The organism is Mesorhizobium sp. LNHC221B00 (assembly GCF_000502935.1).
GTDB lineage: Bacteria > Pseudomonadota > Alphaproteobacteria > Rhizobiales > Rhizobiaceae > Mesorhizobium > Mesorhizobium opportunistum.
Genome location: NZ_AYWR01000025.1, coordinates 61,959 through 80,364 on the forward strand (window position 1 = coordinate 61,959; position 18,406 = coordinate 80,364).

At 64.6% G+C, this 18,406-nt stretch carries 17 protein-coding genes; 10 read left to right on the plus strand and 7 right to left on the minus strand.

What is annotated here, in order from left to right; all coding sequences use genetic code 11:
* The first annotated feature begins 215 nt into the window (after positions 1-215).
* Positions 216-398 carry a hypothetical protein gene (locus tag X741_RS1000000170550; protein WP_023779973.1) on the plus strand — a complete coding sequence of 61 codons (183 nt, stop codon included), beginning with the start codon at positions 216-218 and terminating at the stop codon, positions 396-398.
* Between the two features lie 236 nt (positions 399-634).
* On the opposite strand, the gene X741_RS141715 is transcribed toward X741_RS1000000170550, so the two are convergent.
* The 4 genes from X741_RS141715 to tauA all read right to left on the minus strand — a co-directional run bounded on the left by X741_RS141715 (position 635) and on the right by tauA (position 3,698).
* Positions 635-823 carry a hypothetical protein gene (locus X741_RS141715; protein WP_031250443.1) on the minus strand — a complete coding sequence of 63 codons (189 nt, stop codon included), beginning with the start codon at positions 821-823 and terminating at the stop codon, positions 635-637.
* Positions 824-843: 20 nt separating this feature from the next.
* Positions 844-1,704 carry an ABC transporter permease subunit gene (locus tag X741_RS141710; RefSeq protein ID WP_023779974.1) on the minus strand — a complete coding sequence of 287 codons (861 nt, stop codon included), beginning with the start codon at positions 1,702-1,704 and terminating at the stop codon, positions 844-846.
* Entirely contained in the window at positions 1,701-2,471 is a 771-nt protein-coding gene (locus X741_RS141705) for a taurine ABC transporter ATP-binding protein (RefSeq protein ID WP_023779975.1), read from the minus strand. Before X741_RS141705 ends, X741_RS141710 begins: the two co-directional genes overlap by 4 nt.
* A 213-nt stretch (positions 2,472-2,684) precedes the next feature.
* Positions 2,685-3,698 (minus strand): taurine ABC transporter substrate-binding protein, encoded by a 1,014-nt coding sequence (tauA, locus tag X741_RS141700; protein ID WP_023779976.1) that lies wholly within the window; start codon positions 3,696-3,698, stop codon positions 2,685-2,687.
* Between the two features lie 318 nt (positions 3,699-4,016).
* On the opposite strand from tauA, the gene X741_RS141695 reads away from it, so the two are divergent.
* Positions 4,017-4,355 carry a hypothetical protein gene (locus tag X741_RS141695; protein WP_156937945.1) on the plus strand — a complete coding sequence of 113 codons (339 nt, stop codon included), beginning with the start codon at positions 4,017-4,019 and terminating at the stop codon, positions 4,353-4,355.
* A gap of 90 nt (positions 4,356-4,445) precedes the next feature.
* Here X741_RS141695 and X741_RS141690 read toward each other — a convergent pair whose 3' ends face one another.
* Both X741_RS141690 and X741_RS141685 read right to left on the minus strand, forming a co-directional pair.
* Positions 4,446-5,564 (minus strand): helix-turn-helix transcriptional regulator, encoded by a 1,119-nt coding sequence (locus X741_RS141690; RefSeq protein WP_023779978.1) that lies wholly within the window; start codon positions 5,562-5,564, stop codon positions 4,446-4,448.
* Positions 5,565-5,689: 125 nt separating this feature from the next.
* Positions 5,690-6,811, minus strand: coding sequence for a helix-turn-helix transcriptional regulator (locus X741_RS141685; protein WP_198024005.1), 1,122 nt, complete (start codon positions 6,809-6,811; stop codon positions 5,690-5,692).
* 592 nt (positions 6,812-7,403) lie between these two features.
* Here X741_RS141685 and X741_RS141680 point away from each other — a divergent pair.
* Both X741_RS141680 and X741_RS141675 read left to right on the plus strand, forming a co-directional pair.
* The gene (locus X741_RS141680) at positions 7,404-8,618 is read left to right on the plus strand and encodes a YadA-like family protein (RefSeq protein ID WP_023779980.1); all 1,215 of its coding nucleotides are present in this window, start codon (positions 7,404-7,406) and stop codon (positions 8,616-8,618) included.
* A 126-nt stretch (positions 8,619-8,744) separates the two neighbouring features.
* The gene (locus X741_RS141675) at positions 8,745-9,374 is read left to right on the plus strand and encodes a hypothetical protein (RefSeq protein WP_031250446.1); all 630 of its coding nucleotides are present in this window, start codon (positions 8,745-8,747) and stop codon (positions 9,372-9,374) included.
* A 24-nt stretch (positions 9,375-9,398) separates the two neighbouring features.
* On the opposite strand, the gene X741_RS141670 is transcribed toward X741_RS141675, so the two are convergent.
* Positions 9,399-10,040 (minus strand): LysE family transporter, encoded by a 642-nt coding sequence (locus X741_RS141670; protein ID WP_031250447.1) that lies wholly within the window; start codon positions 10,038-10,040, stop codon positions 9,399-9,401.
* Positions 10,041-10,567: 527 nt separating this feature from the next.
* Between X741_RS141670 and X741_RS141665 the strand changes: the two genes are divergently transcribed.
* From X741_RS141665 to X741_RS141640, 6 genes are all read left to right on the plus strand, one after another.
* Entirely contained in the window at positions 10,568-11,770 is a 1,203-nt protein-coding gene (locus tag X741_RS141665) for a helix-turn-helix transcriptional regulator (protein WP_084018879.1), read from the plus strand.
* Positions 11,771-12,243: 473 nt separating this feature from the next.
* Complete coding sequence (locus X741_RS141660) at positions 12,244-12,720, plus strand: Rrf2 family transcriptional regulator (protein WP_023779984.1); 477 nt, start codon at positions 12,244-12,246, stop codon at positions 12,718-12,720.
* A gap of 55 nt (positions 12,721-12,775) precedes the next feature.
* On the plus strand, positions 12,776-14,110 hold the full coding sequence (locus X741_RS141655) for an FAD/NAD(P)-binding protein (protein ID WP_023779985.1): 1,335 nt from the start codon (positions 12,776-12,778) through the stop codon (positions 14,108-14,110).
* Positions 14,111-14,474: 364 nt separating this feature from the next.
* Entirely contained in the window at positions 14,475-15,914 is a 1,440-nt protein-coding gene (locus tag X741_RS141650) for a pyridoxal-phosphate dependent enzyme (RefSeq protein WP_023779986.1), read from the plus strand.
* Positions 15,911-17,092 (plus strand): PLP-dependent aspartate aminotransferase family protein, encoded by a 1,182-nt coding sequence (locus X741_RS141645; protein ID WP_023779987.1) that lies wholly within the window; start codon positions 15,911-15,913, stop codon positions 17,090-17,092. Before X741_RS141650 ends, X741_RS141645 begins: the two co-directional genes overlap by 4 nt.
* Before the next feature lie 48 nt (positions 17,093-17,140).
* Positions 17,141-18,109, plus strand: a complete 969-nt coding sequence (locus X741_RS141640) for a GlxA family transcriptional regulator (protein ID WP_023779988.1) — start codon at positions 17,141-17,143, stop codon at positions 18,107-18,109.
* The last annotated feature ends 297 nt before the right edge of the window (positions 18,110-18,406 follow it).

The window sequence follows — 18,406 nt, forward strand, 5'->3', positions numbered from 1 at the left end:
GCACACGTTTGGAGTCGCCAGGTAACAGTCTGTCAGGGATTTCTTGGCGAGATTTGATCAATTCACGATGATCTTTTCGCTGATATCCGAGATCCGTTTGACAAGATCCGGGATTAATCTCCAAGTAGAAATCATCAGGATTGAGCCATTTCCTTTGGCTCTTTCATCGCGGTCACGGCGCCGCAATCGATCGACTGGGAAAGCGAGACCCGTCAATGAGACTGACCAGAAATCTGCTGGCCTTGATTGTACTCGCCATGGGAGCGCTGTGGTCGCTGCAAGGCATCGGTGTGCTCGGCGGCAGTTTCATGACCGGCCAGTCGCAGTGGCTCTATATCGGCATCGCCGCCATGCTGGTGGGCGTGGCCGGCCTGGTGTGGGCGAACCGGCGGGGGTGAGTTGCGGCAGACTGCGTTGCAGAACGAGTGGGGGCGCCCCCCTCTGTCCTGCCGGACATCTCCCCCACAAGGGGGGAGATCGGCTGTCATGCCCACTTTCACCAATCTTCAGCGTTGAAAGGCAGCTTGGCCGAAACTGCCAATCTCCCCACTAGAGGGGGAGATGCCCGGCAGGGCAGAGGGGGGCGCGACGGAACGCGACGCCCGTCATCATCGCTGCGTTGGTGTGTTCCCCCTCACTGCGACCAATACTGCCAGGCCCAGTAGAAACTTTCGTCGCGTGGCGGCAAGCGGTCGCGCCCGGGCTGGAGCCGGACGGGTGCGGGCGAGCGGGGGGCGTCGCGCCTGGCCTCCTCGACGTTGGACGCTAGGCCCAGCAGCCAGTTGCCGAAATGGGCGAACAGCACGGCGGTGGAATGGGTCATCGTCGTTCTCCTTTCGCTTTTCATTCGCGTCCCGCCCACGGGACGAACACACGCTCGATCCTGCGGATGGCGAATTCGAGCACGAAGGCGATGGCGGCGATCACCAATATGCCCATCACCACCACGTCGGTGACCAGGAACTGGGCCGCCGACTGGATCATGAAGCCAAGCCCGCGCGTCGCCGCCACCAGTTCGGCCGCGACCAGCGTGGACCAGCCGGCGCCGAGCGCGATGCGCAGGCCGGTCAGGATCGAGGGCAACGCGCTGGGCAGGATGACGTGGCGGACGACTTGCGCATGCGTGGCACCCAATGAACGCGCCGCGTTGATGCGCTCCTGCGAGACGCTGCGAACGCCCGAGGCGGTCGACAACGCCACCGGCGCCAGCATGGCGATGGCGATCACCAGGATCTTCGAAGGCTCGCCGATGCCGAACCAGATGATGACCAGCGGCAAGTAGGCGAGCGGCGGGATCGGCCGCAGGAATTCCAGCAACGGATCGAAGATGCCGCGCCCGACCGTGCTGATGCCGATGGCGAGGCCAACCGGCACGCCGACGAGGATGGCCGCGACCAGTGCGGCAAACACCCGGCCAAGGCTGGCGACGGCATGCTGGGCGAGCGTCGCGTCGACGAAGCCGTCCCTGATGACGACGAGGAACTTGTTCCATACGGCGAGCGGCGAGGGCAGGAACACCGGCGACACCAGCTGCAGCCGGGCCGACAGCGCCCATAGAGCCAGCACCGCCAGGATGGTGACCGCACTGACGATGCGGGCCGAGACGCCTCTCCGCTTCGGGCTCGGCCTGGACCACGGCACCGACAGGCCGTCGGCCTCCTCGATACGGGAGCCGGGCCGCTGGCTGTAGGAGGAAATGGTCATGCCGTCTCTCCTTCGAAGATGGCGTCGGTCAGTTCGCCGCGCGCCGCGGCAAAGGCCGGATCGGCCTTGATGGCGCGGATGGCCTCGCCCGACGCGTAGCGCCTGGAGAAGCCGGGCTCGAAGGTCCGCACCACGCGGCCCGGCCCGGGCGCCAGCACGACGATGCGGGTGGCGAGCACCAGTGCCTCCTCGATGCCGTGCGTCACCATCAGCACGCCGACCTCGCTTGCCGTCCAGANGCGTTCGCGCGTCAGCGCATCGAGCGCGCCGAGCGGCTCGTCGAGCAGCAGGAATTCGGGTTCGGCGGCGAGCGCCCGGGCCAGGCCGACACGCTGGCGCATGCCGCCGGAAAGCTCCCAGATGCGCTTGTCGCCAGCGCCGTCGAGTTTCACCAGCGCCAGAAGCTCATCGGCGCGCCGTGCCCGCTCCGCCGGCTGCACGCCACGCAGCCTGAGGGCGAAGGCGACATTCTCGCGCGCGGTCAGCCACGGGAACAGCGCATCGTTCTGGAAGACCACCGCCCGGTCCGAACCGGGCGCCGCGATCGGACGGCCATCGATCTTAGCCGTGCCGCGCGCCGGCGCGACCAGGCCGGCCGCGACATTCAGCAGCGAGGTCTTGCCGCAGCCGGAACGGCCGACAAGGACGACGAAGTCGCCTTTGGCGACGTCGATCGACACCCGCTCCACGGCCGGTGCCGGCTGGCCGTCATAGTGGACCGAGATCTTGTCCAGTACGAGATGGGGGTCGAGCACGAGATGCGGCATGGTGCCTCGCCGATTTGAAGGAAATCCGCCTGCCCCGAACTCCATTTCATCAGCGGTTTCGGGACAGGCAACACGCAGCGTCGGGAAGAAGCGCGCGTGTCTGGTTGAGCGCTAGAGCAATTCCAGGAAAAGTGTGAAGCGGTTTTCCGTCCGGAATTGCGTTAAAACAAAGAGTTAGAGCAGTTCACCGTTTCCGTTAAACGGTGGACTGCTCTAGTTCGAGGCCTGCGCCTCGGTGACGTATTTCGATGTCACGTATTTCGAATAGTCCGGCAGTACGGCGTCGACCTTGCCTTGCTCCTTGAGGAAGGCGGACGCCGCCGCGATCGCCTTGACGGTGCCGCCGCCGAGGAACTTGTCGGAGGCCTGCTCTTCCAATGTCGGGAAGACATAGCCCTTCAGGAGCTCCGGCACTTCTTCCAGCTTGGCGCCGGTGAGCTTGGCGATCTTTTCGGCCTGCGGCGACGTCGCCGACCAGGTGTCCGGCTTGGCGAGGTACTCGGCATAGGAAGCGCCGGTCACCTTGACGAAGTCGCGCGCCGCTTCCGGGTTCTTCTCGGCGAAGTCGGTGCGCACGATCCAGGCGTCGAAGGTCGGCGCGCCCCAGGCCGCGACCTGCGAAGAGTCCACCACGATCTTGCCCGACGTCTTGATCTGGCCAAGCGCCGGATCCCAGACATAGGCGGCATCGATGTCGCCGCGTGCGAAAGCAGCGGCGATTTCGGGCGGCCTGAGATTGAGGATCTCGACCGATTTCGGGTCGACATTCTCATGCTTCAGCGCGGCGAGCAGGCTGTAATGCGTCGTCGAGACGAACGGCACGGCGACCTTCTTGCCGGCAAGGTCGGCGACCTTCTCGATGCCGGCGCCGTTGCGGGCGACCAGCGCTTCGGATTGCCCGATCAGGCCGACGACGAAGATGGTCTGGATCGGCAGTTCGCGGCTGGCCGCCGCCGCCAGCGGGCTCGAACCGACATAGCCGATGTCGACCGAGCCGGATGCGACGGCGGCGATGACGTCGGCGCCGGAATCGAACTTGCGCCAGTCGATGGCGGCCTTGGTGGCCTTTTCATAGGCGCCATCGGCCTGCGGCACCTTGGAGGGCTCGACCACCGTCTGGTAGCCGATGGTGATCTTCAAATCTTCGCCCAAGGCCGGGCTGAGGAAGGCGGCGCCGGCAAGGGCGGCCGACGACAGGAGAAGGATGCGTCGCGAAATGGTGGACATCAAAGGGCTCCATGAAAGACGAAAAAACCGGATTGCCCCATGATAGTCCGCTAATTCTATCGTTCTTGTAGAGTTAAATCCTTCCAACGAAGGCAGATTTGTTGGAAAAAAGCTATCGGTGGCGGGGTGCCGAAGCGGAAAGGGAGGCTGTGGCGCGCCCGTCGTCACATCGCGACACTGCCTCGGGCAGCGAAATCATCGAACTTGAGCCGCCGCTGTCCACCGAACGGTGGACGACGCGAAATCCTTTTCATGTTGGTCTGCGGTCCACCTCTGTCCCCCGATCCGATGGGACCCATAAATTGTTTGGAGAATACGATGACAGTTGAGGATGATTGTGAATGCAATACAATTTGTCCCCAATACCAGCACTGTATTTGTATTTATCACTACGATGAAGGATATTGTGACTGCACTTGCGGCCCCTTGCAGATATTATCCGAGCGAACGACGAAGCGGCCGGCTGACAGCATCGTAAATATCTGCATAAAGGGCGCCGAATTGTCGGCCGTGGCGGAGTTCCTGAGCAGATACAGCGAGGAAGAATTGTTCATCCCGGCTGCGCGCGCGAAGACGAAAATTTCGCTTGAGATCAAAAAGACGACGCTTGCCAGCGTGATCGAGCACGTTGGTTTACGGATCGGACTGCCCGGTTGAAATGAATTCTCGTAACGGCCGCTTGAGTTCTTTGCTGGCTGGAAACCAGCCCGCGCCATATGCCTCCTACGGCCCGGGTCTGCTCATAGGCTACGCCACACCAGCCATGGGCGCGGCGAGCGACGCAGCGAGCTGAACCAGCTCCGCCTGTCGCCGCACGCCGGTCTTCTCGAACAGCCGCAGCAGATGCGTCCTGACTGTGCTGCGCCCGATGTTGAGAGCATCGGACGTCTCCTCAACCGTGCGGCCGGCTGCGATCTGCTCGAAGACGCGCGCCTCGGCCGGGGTCAGGCCGAACAGCGCGGCGACCAGCGCGGTTGGCGCGACAAAGGGCGTATCGGCCCGGGCCACGAACACCGCCGCCACAACGCTGGCATCGAACGCCCCACGCCCCGGACGCAGCGGCAGCACGTGCAGGGCTCCGGCCGAGCCGTCCCTCCAGCGTATCGGAACTCCCAGCCCCTTGCGGCCGATGCCGCTTTCGTCCTGCGCCGCCTGCGATACCGCGACTGCCAGTGCGCTGGACACGGCCGACACGCTGGCGGTGAGAACGCCGTTGCGGATGTAGAGGAGGTCGCCTCCGGCGACGAGCGCATGCGCCGCCGGGTTGGCATGCACGACACGCAGATCGGTGGTGGTGAGGAAGATCGGTGCCGTCAGCGTGTCGAGCACCGTCTCGAAGGTCGACCGGGCGATCGCCGCCATGTCCAGCAGCCGGTTGATCGTCGCGGCGCGCTGCAGGTGCGGGATCAACAATCGGGCGGCCTCGATCTCATAGTCACCGATCGGCTCCACGCTCTCGTGACGGCCAAGGCCCAGCGACCCAAAACCACGCTCGTCGCGAGCGAGCCCCAGCCCCATGACATCGACCAATCCCCGCGGTTTGGCCCACTCCAGCGAGTAGCGGTTGGTCGTACTCGCCTCTGGATTGACGCGGCTCATCACCGCGGGCTGATCCATCGGCAGCGCCAAAAGCACCGCCAGCCCACCCCACTGGTCGGTAATGTCAACGGCGTAGTCCGCGATCCGTTCGACGTAGTCCTGCGGCATGTTGCTGGTCACGTTGAGCAGCACTTCGCCCGACGGCAACGCTTGCAGGTTGAGGGCCGCGTTCTCGAAATCGAGCGCGATGCGGATCTCTTCAATGGCGACGGACCAGCGCGGGGGATCGATCGCGGCGTCGTAGATCAGCCCTATCAGTTCGGACAACCGAGCCATCGAGAGAGGAGAACGCATTGCCACCACCCTTGCCGCACTGCAGAAAAATTGAACGCATGATCCGTATTGGGCAAGTCTCCAATTTCCGATGGAGATTGTCGCCTGCTCATAGCCGGTCAGACGCTGGCGGCTACGGGCGATGCGAGCGACGCGGCGAGTTGAACCAGCTCGACCTGCCGCCGCACGCCGGTCTTCTCGAACAGCCGCAACAGATGCGTCCTGACCGTGCTGCGGCCGATGTTGAGAGCATCCGACGTCTCCTCAACCGTGCGGCCGGCTGCGATCTGCTCGAAGACGCGCGCCTCGGCCGGCGTCAGGCCGAACAATGCCGCGACTAGCGCGGTCGGTGCGACGAAGGGCGTATCCGCCCGCGCGACGAACACCGCCGCCACGACGCTGGCATCGAACGCCCCGCGCCCCGGGCGCAGCGGCAGGACATGCAAGGCTCCAGCCGAGCCGTCGCGCCAGCGCATTGGAACTCCCAAACCCTTGCGGCCGATGGCGCTCTCGTCCTGCGCTGCCTGGGATACCGCGACGGCCAGCGCGCTGGACACGGCGGAAACGCTGGGGGTCAAAACCCCGTTGCGGATGTTCAGCAGCTCGCCCCCGGCGACAATCGCATGCGCTGCCGGATTGGCATGCACGACATGCAGATCCGCGGTGGTGAGAAAGACCGGTGCCGTCAGCGTGTCGAGCACCGACTCGAAGGTCGACCGGGCGATCGCCGCCATGTCCAGCAGCCGGTTGATCGTCGCGGCGCGCTGGAGATGCGGGATCAACAAGCGGGCGGCCTCGATCTGCAGATCGCTGATGGGAGGGGCATCGACATGGCGACTGAAGGACAGCGAGCCGAGACCACGCCCATCCCGCGCGAGCGGCAGTGCCAGGGAATCGATCATGCCTTGCGGTTTGCCGAGCTCCACAAAATAGCGGTTCGTCGTGGTGTCGAGGTTGGGATTGAGCTGGCTCAACACCGCCGGCCGATCCATCGGCAGCGAGCCTACTACCGCCATGCCACCCCATAGCTCGACGATTTCAGCCCCGTAGCTAACCATCTGGTCGACATAGGGCTGCGGGATGTTGCTGGTCACGTTGAGCAGCACCTCGCCCGACGGCAACGCTTGCAGGCGGATGGCGGCGGTCCCGAAGCCAAGCGCGATGCGCATCTCCTCGATCGCGACGGGCCAGCGCGCGGGATCGATCGCGGCGTCGTAGATCAGCCCGATCAGTTCGGACAACTGAGCCATCGAGAAAGCAGAGTGCATCGCACCATCCCTTGCTGCATGGCAGCAAAATGAACGCATGATCCGGATCGGGCAAGCCCTGTCATCTCACAAGGGAGATGGTGATCCAGTCTTTGGCGGTACCATCGGGCCTTGGTCGCCGCTATCCACCGAATGGTGGAAGACGCGGCATTTTCTTTGTGTTCGTTTGCGCCCGTCGGGTGCTGCGGTCCAGCGCGGAATTCGAGGGCATCGGTGTTTTGCAAGGCGACTGCTGTCGGGGGACGACAGCACGAACGGTCGGTAGCGCACTGCTTTATTTCAGCCCAGCCATGGCCGGAGCCTCTCCACCGGCCTGGCCATCGCGCGGGACCGCGAGCCGGCGAGACTTGGTTGATCATTTGGCAATGAGGCGAGGGCTTTGGGCGTGATTGCGGAAACGAGCGAACGGGCGAGCATACCGGAAGACGCCATTGCCGGGACAAGGATCAGAACTGTGACGCCGACGCGTCCTCTGCGACAACACATTGCATCGATGTCTGCCGCAACAGCGGCTTTCGTGCGCGCGGCATCCTCCCAAGTGCCCGCTCCCGGGGCCCCAGCCATCATGGCTGTCGTGGCTGCCGGCTTCGTCGCCTTCGCGCCCGGCACGGCGCGCGCGGCAGGAGTCATTTGCCAGGATTTCAATGGTCAGGATGGTGGAGCGGCTTTCGCGCAGACGTCATCCGGCGGCACCGCATGTGGAAGATCCGCCAATAGCAATGGCACTCTCTCGGTTGCGATGGGCAATGGCGCGGGTGCCTTCGGGGACAACAGCGTGGCGCTCGGCGTCAACGCCGGCGCAGGCGGGCTTGTTTTCGACACGAACGCGGGCGGCCTGACCACCGACTATAACAATGCGAACACGACGGCCATCGGCACTGGGGCCGAGGCCGGCGCAGGCGGGGCGAACCAGGCCAATGCCACCGCCCTCGGCACCGCGTCCCAGGCGAATGCCGTGAACGCCACCGCCCTTGGCAGCTCGGCCCAGGCGAACGGCGGCAACGCCACGGCCGTTGGCAACGGGGCTACGGCAAATGCCGCGAATGCAATTGCCCTCGGCGACGCTGCGACGGCCAATTTTGACAACTCCATCGCCATCGGCGTGGGCGCAACGACGACGCGCGACAACCAGGTCATGCTTGGCAATGGCCTCAATACCTACACGCTGACCGGCGTCGCTTCGCAGGCAAGCAAGGCCGCGCAGGCCGGTCCTACCTATCTGATGACGACGGACAGCACCGGCAATCTGGCGGCGTCGACGTTCGATGTGGCGACGCTTGCGAACCTGCCGGCACAGGTCGCCCAGAACAGCAGCGATATCAGCACGCTGAACAGCACTGTGAGCAGCCACACGAGCGAACTCGCCGATCACGAAACGCGCATCGCCAACAACACCACCGCGATTGCGCTGCACACGACCGAGATCGCGGACCTCGACACGCGGGTATCCACCAACACCACCAACATCACTCATCTCGACGGCCGCGTCGGCGCGCTCGAGGCCGGCTTCCAGGGCCTCGGTGACCAGATCAGCGAAAACCGCACGGAAGCGCGTGCCGGCATCGCGCTGGCGCTGGCGACGGCGGGGCTGCGCTACGACGACAGGCCTGAAAAACTGTCGCTCGCCGGCGGCTTCGGCCACTTCAAGGGTCAATCCGGCCTGGCGCTTGGCCTTGGCTACAACACCAGCGAGGACTTCCGCCTCAACGCCGCTCTGTCGGCCACCACCAACCATGGCGATGTCGGCGTCAGCGTCGGGGCGTCATGGGCGCTGAACTGAAGCGGTCGGCATGATCCGAGGTGCGAGGGGGCTGGCTTGAAAAAGCCGCTGGCGGCCGCGTTCCCACAGACGCGGCCGCCTGTCTCCCCGCCGGCGGCTCGATCTCGGATGAACTTCAGAGGCCACATGAAGCACCCGAAATCTTCATCGGTCAGGCGAATGGCGCGGGCGGCCGCGACAGCCTTGCTGTCGCTCGGCCTGTTGGCGGCATCCCAGGGCGCTGCGGTGGCGCAGGCCAAAAAGATGGAGAAGGGCGACAAGGTCCATGCCGCCCGCCCGGCCAACATCGACCGCAACGGCGTGCTGATCCTGATCCGGGGCACGCTGCTGGCGCTCGACCAGGCCAACAAGACCGGCAACTACACGGTGCTGCGCGATCTCGGCTCGCCGAATTTCCAGGCCAACAGCGCCGCCCAACTCGGCGACATCTTCGCCAACCAGCGCAAGCAGGGGCTCGACTTCGGCGCCGTCGCGGTGCTCGAGCCGCAACTGACCTTGCTGCCGCAGATCGAGCCGAACGGCATGCTGCACATGGCCGGCTTTTTCCCGTCGGTGCCAATGCAGGTCAATTTCGAGCTTTTGTTCGAACCGGCGAACCGGCAGTGGAAGATCTACGGCGTGTCGGTCAACCTGACGTCCGGAGCGCCGCAAGCGCCCGACACACCCGTCGCCGGGCAACAGAAACCCAACGAGGCCGCCCCGCCGCCGGATGCACCCTCGATGACCGTGCAGCCGAAGAAGGCGGCGAAGCCTTGAAGCGGCACGCGCATGCGGCCGCCGCTAGAGCAACTCCAGCCGCAGCGCGCTTGCCAGCAGGGACAGCGCGAAGACGAACAGGCCCGAGCTGAAGACGAGATTGACGGTGCGCAGCCCGCGCGCGCTGAGCCGCTTGCGCAGATGGTTGGTGGCCAGTGTCAGCGTCGTCCACCAGGCCGCCGAGCCGAGCAGCACGCCGGCCGAGACAATGGCCAGGCTTTCCCAGGACGGGATGCCGGCTCCCAATATCCCGGGCGTGAGCGTGAAGAAGCCTAGCAGCGTCATCGGGTTGCCCAGCGTCCAGAACAGCCCTGTCACATAGGCCCGGCCCGATGGCATGCGCCGCTGCTGGCCAGCGTCCAGCGACGGCGTCAGCCGCGCCGCCGTCACCGCCATGTAGAGCAGGAACATTCCCGCGCAGAGCTGCAGCAGCATGTGCCAGCCGATCAGCACATGCGCCACCGCCCCAAGCCCGGCTGCGGCAATGGAGGCATAGACCGAGTGTGTCGTCGCCGCCCCATAGCCGGTCGCCAGACCCGGTGCGATGCCGCCCGCGATCGTGCGCTGCACGCATAAAAGGCCGGTGGGACCGATGGGAGCCGCGACCGCGAAACCCAGCAAGGCCCCACGCATCGCACTCAGGAAAAGTTCCGCTGTGCAGGACATGCCGACAGATCTTCCTTTGGCCGCATGTCGTCGGGATTCCCGGCCAGGCGACACCCTGGCCAGATGCCGGCCAAGGCCGGCAACGGGCGCCCCGCTTTCGCGAGCTGCTTCGATGTTCTTCGGGTAAGACGGCCGTTGGCGGGGCTGACAAGCACGTCGTCTTGAAGTTCTCTCCAAGTATTAGCTAGATGTAATGTGTCTGCGCATAGACGCCGTTCCGTCCCGTAGCGTTCAAGACCTGGCTGATGTGCCGACGCATTGCTGGCGGCGGAGAAATGCAATTCTCCCGATGCGTGTCACGTGCCTTGAACTCAGTTCAACCTCAAGCCGGCGCACTCAATCACAAAACAGGCATCCCGGCGTCCACCATTTGGATTAGGCTTGACTCCCAACTTCTATTTTTTTCTACTGACTTTCAGTTGGCTTTCGGTGTGCCCCCCACCTCCGCGTCGACTTCAGACAGCAAAATCGCAAAACTCGAACGAGGGATTGATCCCGTTGAAGCGATGTCGGCGCAGCAGCACGCGATGCTTGACAGTGACCGTCAACCCGCGCGGGCCGGCATGACCAGCGACATGACTGGCCGCTCCTATCCGGCGGAGCGCATTTCGGAACTCATCGGCAGGATCTACGATTGCGTCCTCGATCCGGCGCGATGGCAATCGGTGGTTGAAAGCATCCGCACCGAGCTGGACTTCTGCTACGCGGTTCTCGGCGTGTATCCGCTTCCGGGCGGGGAGGTTACGCTCGGCGTTGCGACCGGCATCGATTCGGTGAAGCTCGGCGAGCTTCCCGCTTACGGCCAGGACCTCGTCGATCTCTGGGGTGGTGACACCAAGGTAAAGCAATATCCGCTCGAGGAGCCGATCGCGCAGTCGCAGGCCGTGCCGGATGCCGCGCTTGTCGCCAGCCGCTATTTTCTCGAATGGGCCCAGCCGCAAGGGGTGGTCGACGCGGTCGCGATCGGATTGGAGCGCAATGCGCGCATGGTTTCCACGCTTTCCTTCGGACGGCATGAGACGGCCGGCATCGTCGGCAGCGCCGAACTCGACGCCTTGCGTCTCCTGGCCCCGCATTTCCGGCGCGCCATCGCCATCGGCCAGCTGCTCGAACAGCAATCGATAGCCGCCGCCAACGTGTCGTCGGTGCTGGACGGCCTCTCGGTCGGCGTCGTGCTGGTCGATGAACTGATGACACTGGTCCACGCCAATCCGGTCGTCGAGGCCATGCTGGCCCGCAAGGATCCGATCAAGGTCAGCAATGGCCGCCTTGTCGTCTCGGACGCCTCGCCCGCGATCTCGTCGGCGATAGAGGACGCGGTCGCCCAGGCCGCCGGCAACGAGGCCGCGCTCGGGCGCCGCGGCGGCACCGGTTTTCCGACACGTGGCCTGTCGGGAGAGCCGCGCATCATTCATGTCCTGCCGCTGAAGCGGCGCGAAAGCCGCCCGGGCCTGTTCCGGCGAGCGATAGCGGCCCTCTTCGTCGCTCCGGTCGACAGACCGATAAGTCTTCCCTTCGATGCGTTCGCGGCCCTCTACGGCCTGACCCCCGCCGAGGTTCGCATCGTGGAACTGATCGTCGCCGGCCGCACCCAGCGCGAGATCGCAAAGGCCCTCGGCCTGGCGAGCGCGACAGTCAAGACACATCTCCTGCATGTTTTCGAGAAGACCGATGTTCGCCGCCAGGTCGATCTCGTCAGGCTTGTCGCATCGCTGGCATCGCCCCTCTGACGATTCGCACCTGGGAGGGCACGATCACGGATGACCAGCCGAAGATAGCTGATCCCTGCAATTGCAGGGGAGAATTCCAATTTGGCAAACGGGAGGCAAATCCATGCTTCAAATGGCTTGTGATTTGACAACCCGTTCCACGTACCTGAGGTTAAGTATAGTAATCTTATCGACATAGAGAGCCGGAGACGACGATGAGAGGCCAGACCGACCGTATCGCGGCGATCGCCGGCGCCGGGTCCCAGCCGTGGGCGTCGGGGCACGCAAGCCGCGTTTCTGTGTCCGTGGCGTCACAAGCCGGGCCTAAAATGGTCGCAACGGCTTGAAAACCCAGCAAGATCAATCACAATTGGCTTGTATATCATGTCGCTAGAAATTATGTGTCATGGATGCTTGGACGCGGCGGGGAGGCACGCCAGGCGTTTCGCAACGGATGGCTCGAAGCCATCGCATGACAGAGAAACGTTCGGTTCATGCTCACCAAAAAAGGCAAGTACGGCCTCAAGGCGCTGGTCCACCTGGCGCGGATGCCCGCCGGACAGCTCGTTTTCGTCGGCGATATCGCGACCGGCAACAACATCCCGAAGAAATTCCTCGACGCCATCCTGGGCGAGCTGCGCAATGCCGGCTTCGTCCAGAGCCGCAAGGGCAAGGATGGCGGTTATCGCCTGGCCCGGCCGGCCGACGAGATCAAGATCGGCCACGTCGTGCGCGTGCTCGATGGGCCGCTTGCGCCAATTCCATGCGCCAGCCGCACACAATATCAGCGCTGTGAAGACTGCAACGAGGCGACATGCCAAGTCCGACATCTGATGCTCGAGGTGCGGCAGGCGATCGCCGAGGTGCTCGACCAGCGCAGCCTGGCCGAAATGCGCGACATCGGCCTCGACGACCTTGCGGAGGCGACGGGCAGCGACGACCTTGCAGTCGCGGTCAAGATCAAGGCCTGACGCCTCGCATCCTGACAGTTCGCATCCTGACAATTCGCATGGGGCTGGAACGCGCATGAGCGGGCGCGCCAATTCGATCATTATTGTCGGCGGCGGCGCCAGCGGCGTCGTGCTGGCGGCGCATCTCTTGAAATCGCCCAATTCCGATCTGCGCGTGACGCTGGTCGAAAAGCGCCCGCATTTCGGCCAGGGCATCGCCTATTCGACGCTGCTGTCGGCGCATGTGCTCAATGTCAGCGCCGCCGGCATGAGCGCCTATGCCGACGATCCCGGCAATTTCTGGCGCTGGCTGCTGGAGCGCGGCCTTGCCACCCAGAACCAGGCGCCGGTCTATGCGCCGCGCAGCGTCTATGCGCGTTATCTCGGCGAACTGCTCGACGAGCTCGAGGCCCGCGAACTCAAGACGGGGCGGCTTCGCCTGATCCGCGAGGAAAGCCTGTCGATCACCCCCACCGCGTCCGGCGTCGAGGTCGCGCTCGCCAACGGCACCAGCGTCGTCGCCCATCTTGCGGTGCTGGCCACCGGCCATGAGGAGGAGCCGGCCCAAGGCCATGCGATCCGGATGGGCTCGGAGGCCGACACCGCGCTCGCCCCGGACAGCAGCGTCATGGTGCTGGGCACCGGCCTCAGCATGGTCGATGCGTTCCTGGCGCTGGAACAGCGCGGCCATCGCGGCAACATCGTCGCGGTGTCGCGGCGCGGCCTGCTGCCCTCGCCGCACCGCAAGGGCAACCCGATCAAGCTCGACGTCGCCGACATCCCGCTCGGCACCCAGCTTTCCTATTTCGTCGGCTGGTTCCGCAAGCTGATCAAGGAAAACCAGAAGGCCGGCGTCGACTGGCGCGACGTGGTCGACGGCCTCAGGCCGTTCAACCAGAAGATCTGGCAGAACTGGCCATCCTCGGCCAAGCGCCGCTTCGTCGAACACACCAAGGCGTGGTGGGACATCCACCGCCACCGCATGGCGCCCGAAGTCTACGCCCGGGTGACGCAGGCCGTGCAGTCCGGCCGCATCCGGCTGGGGGCCGGCCGCGTCATCGACATCGCACGCGGCGCGGAGTTCACGGTCAAGGTCCAGTCGCGCCACACGCAGCGCCTCGAAACCTTCGACGTCGCCCGCATCTATGATTGCTCGGGCATCGTGCGCGACATCTCGACCTCGTCGAACAGCGTGGTGCGCTCGCTGGTCGACCGCGGGCTGGCCCGGCCGGACCCGCTGCGCATCGGCCTCGACGTGTCGGCCAATTGCGAGATCATCGCCAGCGACGGCACGGTTTCGGCCAAGATCCTGGCGGTCGGCCCGCTGACCAGGGGCACCTTCTTCGAAATCGATGCCATCCCCGATATCCGCGTGCAGTGCGCGCGGCTGAGCAAGCGGCTCTTAGGCTGAGACAAACCTCTTGATGCCGGCGGGACAGCACCCCCCTCTGGCCTGCCGGCCATCTCCCCCGCAAGGAGGGAGATCGGCAGCTTCTCTGGTGGCCCCAACTTTTGCCGTTGGAGATAGGCGAAGGCCGAGATGACGGCCAATCTCCCCCCTTGCGGGGGAGATGTCCGGCAGGACAGAGGGGGGTGCGTCCCGCCAATCGTTGGATTGGGAGGCTGGTGTACGCCACCGCCAGAACCCGGAATTTCATTCCTTATCTGGCCGGCCGATTGGCACGTTCTATCTTCTTTCCGACTGTAAACGGCCGGAAAAGAGGCTACGCTGCCGCCCAGCCTGCGAGGCGGTCGCTTGATCAGGGAGTTTCGATATGAGCAAGCACAAGATCGCCGCGCCTGACAGCGACCCCCCGGAAAGCGCGACATCGCGTCTGCGTCCGCCCTACAAATCGGTTCTCGACCTTATCGGCCAGACGCCGGTGGTCGAGTTGACCAAGTTCGACACCGGCAAGTGCCGGCTGTTCATCAAGCTCGAAAGCCAGAATCCGGGCGGCTCGATCAAGGACCGCATCGCGCTGTCGATGATTGCCGCAGCCGAGAAAGAAGGCAGGCTGAAGCCGGGCGGCACCATCGTCGAGGCGACCGCCGGCAATACCGGCCTCGGCCTTGCCCAGGTCGGCATTCCCAAGGGCTACCGCATCGTGCTGGTCGTGCCCGACAAGATGTCGCGTGAAAAGATCCAGCATCTGCGCGCGCTGGGCGCGGAGGTGCGCATGACGCGTTCCGATGTCGGCAAAGGGCATGCCGAATATTACCATGACATGGCCGAGAAGATCGCTGCAGACGTGCCCGGCGCCTTCTATGCCAACCAGTTCGCCAATCCGGCCAACCCGCTGGCCCACGAAACCACCACCGGCCCCGAAGTCTTTTCGCAGCTTGACGGTGATGTCGACGCGGTGGTGGTCGGCGTCGGCTCGGGCGGCACGCTGACCGGGCTTGGCCGTTACTTCGCCAAGGTTTCGCCGAAGACCGAAATGGTGCTCGCCGATCCGGTCGGCTCGGTGCTGGCGCCGCTGATCAAGACCGGCAAGATGGAAGAGGCCGGCAGCTGGACGGTGGAAGGCATCGGCGAGGATTTCGTGCCGCCCAATGCCGATTTGTCGCTGGTCAAGAAGGCCTATTCGATCACCGACAAGCAGAGCATGCTGGCGGTGCGCGACCTGTTGTCCCGGGAAGGCATCCTGGCCGGCTCATCCTCTGGCACGCTTTTGTCGACGGCCTTGCGCTATTGCCGCGAGCAGACCTCGGCCAAGCGCGTCGTCACCTTCGTCTGCGACAGCGGCAACAAATACCTGTCAAAGGTGTTCGACGATTTCTGGCTGGCCGAGCAAGGCTTGGCCGAGCACGAACAGCATGGCGATCTGCGCGACCTCGTAATGCGCACGCACCGCACCGGCGACACCGTCTCTATCGGCCCGGACGAAAGCCTGCTCAACGCCTATGGCCGCATGCGCCGTTCCGATGTCTCGCAGCTGCCGGTGCTCGACAATGGCAGACTGGTCGGCATCGTCGACGAAAGCGATATCCTGGCCCATGTCGACGGTCCCTATGACGGACGTTGGGAACGCTTCAACATGCCGGTGCGCACGGCGATGACTTCCAACCTGCACACGCTGCAGGCCAGCCAGACGCTGGATGCTTTGCTGCCGGTGTTCGACCGCAACGAGGTCGCCATCATCTTCGACGGCGACGAGTTCGTCGGCCTGATTACCCGCATCGACTTGATCAACCATTTGAGGCGCGCACGATGACTGCAAATTCCTCGCCATCGGGCAAGAACCGCCTGGCTTTCTCGACGCGCACCATCCATGGCGGCCAGAGCCACGATCCGCTGACAGGCGCCGTGATGGTGCCGATCTACGCCACCTCGACCTATGGCCAGCAATCGCCCGGCGTGCACAAGGGCTTTGAGTATGCCCGCAGCCAGAACCCGACGCGCTTTGCCTTCGAGCGCGCCGTGGCCGACCTCGAAAGCGGCTCGGCGGCCTTCGCTTTCGCCTCCGGATTGGCCTCGATCGCCACCGTGCTGGAGCTGCTCGATTCCAGCGCCCATATCGTCGCCACCGACGACATCTATGGCGGTTCCTTCCGGCTGATGGAGCGGGTGCGCAAGCGCTCTGCCGGCCTGCAGGTCTCGTTCGTCGATTTCACCGATCTTGCGGCGGTGGAGGCCGCGATCCGGCCGGAGACGAAGATGCTCTGGGTCGAGACGCCGACCAACCCGCTGCTGCGCATCGTCGACCTCGAAGGCGTCGCCGCACTTGCCAAGCGCAAGGGCATCCTTTCGGTCGCCGACAACACGTTTTGCAGCCCCTATATCCAGCGGCCGCTGGAACTCGGCATCGACATCGTGGTCCATTCGACGACCAAATATCTCAACGGCCATTCCGACATGGTCGGTGGCGTCGCCGTCGTTGGCGACAACAAGGAGCTGGCCGCCCAGCTGAAATTCCTGCAGAACGCGATCGGCGCCATATCGGGCCCGTTCGACAGCTTTCTGGCGCTGCGCGGCCTGAAGACGCTGGCGCTCAGGATGGAGCGGCATTCCGACAACGGGCTGAAGATCGCGCAGTGGCTGGAAGCCCGCAAGGATGTGCGGCGCGTCATCTATCCCGGCCTCGCCAGCCACCCGCAGCACGCCATCGCCGTCCAGCAGATGCATGCCTTCGGCGGCATGATCACGGCGGTGCTCGACCGGGACCTTGCCGGCACAAAACGCTTCCTCGAACGGACGCAACTGTTCACGCTCGCGGAAAGCCTTGGCGGGGTGGAAAGCTTGATCGAACATCCGGCGCTGATGACGCATGGGTCGATCCCGGCCGAGAAGCGCGCCGAGATCGGCATCTCGGATTCGCTGGTGCGGCTATCGGCGGGAATCGAGGATGGCGATGATCTGATCGCGGACCTGGAGCAGGCGCTGGGGGGATAGCTCATCCCCGGTTGACCCCGCACACCATCTGCCCGAATTGTAGCGCCCATGGCCACGCGCGAACCTCCGAAACCCACCGAACCCCTCACCTTCGCGGTGCTGGTGTTTCCCGGCTTTCCGATGATGGCGTTCAGCTCGGTGATCGAGCCGCTGCGCGCCGCCAATGTGCTGGCCAAGCGGCAGTGCTATCGCTGGATCATCGTCGGCGGCACGAAAGGGGCGGTCGAGGCTTCGAACGGCGTCGTCATCCAGCCCGGCTTTTACGCCGAGGATGCGCCCAAGGTCGACCGCATCGTCGTGTGCTCGGGCGGCGATGCCGATCACCTGGTCGCCGAGGACGCGGCGAGCTGGATCCGCCGCAGCCTGCGCAATGGCGCCCATATCGGCGCGGTGGCGGACGCGGCGTTCTTCCTGGCTCGCGCGGGCCTGCTCGACGGCCATGCCTGCACCTTGCACTGGACCAGCCAGGCCGCCTTCACCGAGGCGTTCCCGAACATCGAGCTGCGGCGCGACCTCTATGTCATCGACCGCAAGCGTTTTACGTCGGCCGGCGGCGTCGGCAGCCTCGACATGATGCTGGAGATCATCACCCGGGATTACGGCGCCGAGCTTGCCGCCGGCGTCGCCGAATGGTTCGTGCACAGCCAGCTGCGTTCCAGCGTCGACCGCAAGCTGATGCCGCTCAGGCTGCGCACCGGGGTGCAGAACGAGCTGGTGCTGTCGGCCATCGCCATCATGGAGGACGCGGTCGAGGAGCGGCTCGGCATGGCGGAGCTGACGGCGCGGCTCGGCGTGTCCTCCGACAAGCTCGAGCGCAGTTTTAGGTCTGAACTCGCCATCTCGCCCAATGGCTATTACCGGCGCCTCAGGCTGAAACGCGCCGCCGATCTCCTGGCGCACTCGACGCTTGCCGTGCGCGACGTGGCGCTGGCCTGCGGCTTCGCCTCGATGTCGAGCTTTGCCCGGGCTTTCCGGGAGGAGCATGGGCACGCGCCGAAACTGGCTCGACGGCATTAGTTTGCGCTCACTGACGCTATGAGAGGTTAGCGGGACAGCACCCCCCTCTGTCCTGCCGGACATCTCCCCCGCAAGGGGGGAGATTGGCAGTTTCGATGCCGCCGTTCACCTTGCATCGCTGGAGATTGGCGAAAGCCGGAAATGACAGCTGATCTCCCCCCTTGCGGGGGAGATGCCCGGCAGCGCAGAGGGGGGTGCTGTCCCGCCAGCATCTCTCATTGGCCCCAGCGGCATTTCGCACAACAAACGCGGTTTTCCGCACAATCCCCCGGTCCCCGCTGCGCCATGCTCGGCCTT

Excerpts from the sequence above, each read along its gene's own strand:
- X741_RS1000000170550 (WP_023779973.1), top strand. The coding sequence starts at position 216 with ATGAGACTGACCAGAAATCTGCTGGCCTTGATTGTACTCGCCATGGGA.
- X741_RS141715 (WP_031250443.1), bottom strand. The coding sequence starts at position 823 with ATGACCCATTCCACCGCCGTGCTGTTCGCCCATTTCGGCAACTGGCTG.
- X741_RS141710 (WP_023779974.1), bottom strand. The coding sequence starts at position 1,704 with ATGACCATTTCCTCCTACAGCCAGCGGCCCGGCTCCCGTATCGAGGAG.
- tauA (WP_023779976.1), bottom strand. The coding sequence starts at position 3,698 with ATGTCCACCATTTCGCGACGCATCCTTCTCCTGTCGTCGGCCGCCCTT.
- X741_RS141695 (WP_156937945.1), top strand. The coding sequence starts at position 4,017 with ATGACAGTTGAGGATGATTGTGAATGCAATACAATTTGTCCCCAATAC.
- X741_RS141680 (WP_023779980.1), top strand. The coding sequence starts at position 7,404 with ATGGCTGTCGTGGCTGCCGGCTTCGTCGCCTTCGCGCCCGGCACGGCG.
- X741_RS141675 (WP_031250446.1), top strand. The coding sequence starts at position 8,745 with ATGAAGCACCCGAAATCTTCATCGGTCAGGCGAATGGCGCGGGCGGCC.
- X741_RS141670 (WP_031250447.1), bottom strand. The coding sequence starts at position 10,040 with ATGTCCTGCACAGCGGAACTTTTCCTGAGTGCGATGCGTGGGGCCTTG.
- X741_RS141665 (WP_084018879.1), top strand. The coding sequence starts at position 10,568 with ATGCTTGACAGTGACCGTCAACCCGCGCGGGCCGGCATGACCAGCGAC.
- X741_RS141660 (WP_023779984.1), top strand. The coding sequence starts at position 12,244 with ATGCTCACCAAAAAAGGCAAGTACGGCCTCAAGGCGCTGGTCCACCTG.
- X741_RS141655 (WP_023779985.1), top strand. The coding sequence starts at position 12,776 with ATGAGCGGGCGCGCCAATTCGATCATTATTGTCGGCGGCGGCGCCAGC.
- X741_RS141650 (WP_023779986.1), top strand. The coding sequence starts at position 14,475 with ATGAGCAAGCACAAGATCGCCGCGCCTGACAGCGACCCCCCGGAAAGC.
- X741_RS141645 (WP_023779987.1), top strand. The coding sequence starts at position 15,911 with ATGACTGCAAATTCCTCGCCATCGGGCAAGAACCGCCTGGCTTTCTCG.
- X741_RS141640 (WP_023779988.1), top strand. The coding sequence starts at position 17,141 with ATGGCCACGCGCGAACCTCCGAAACCCACCGAACCCCTCACCTTCGCG.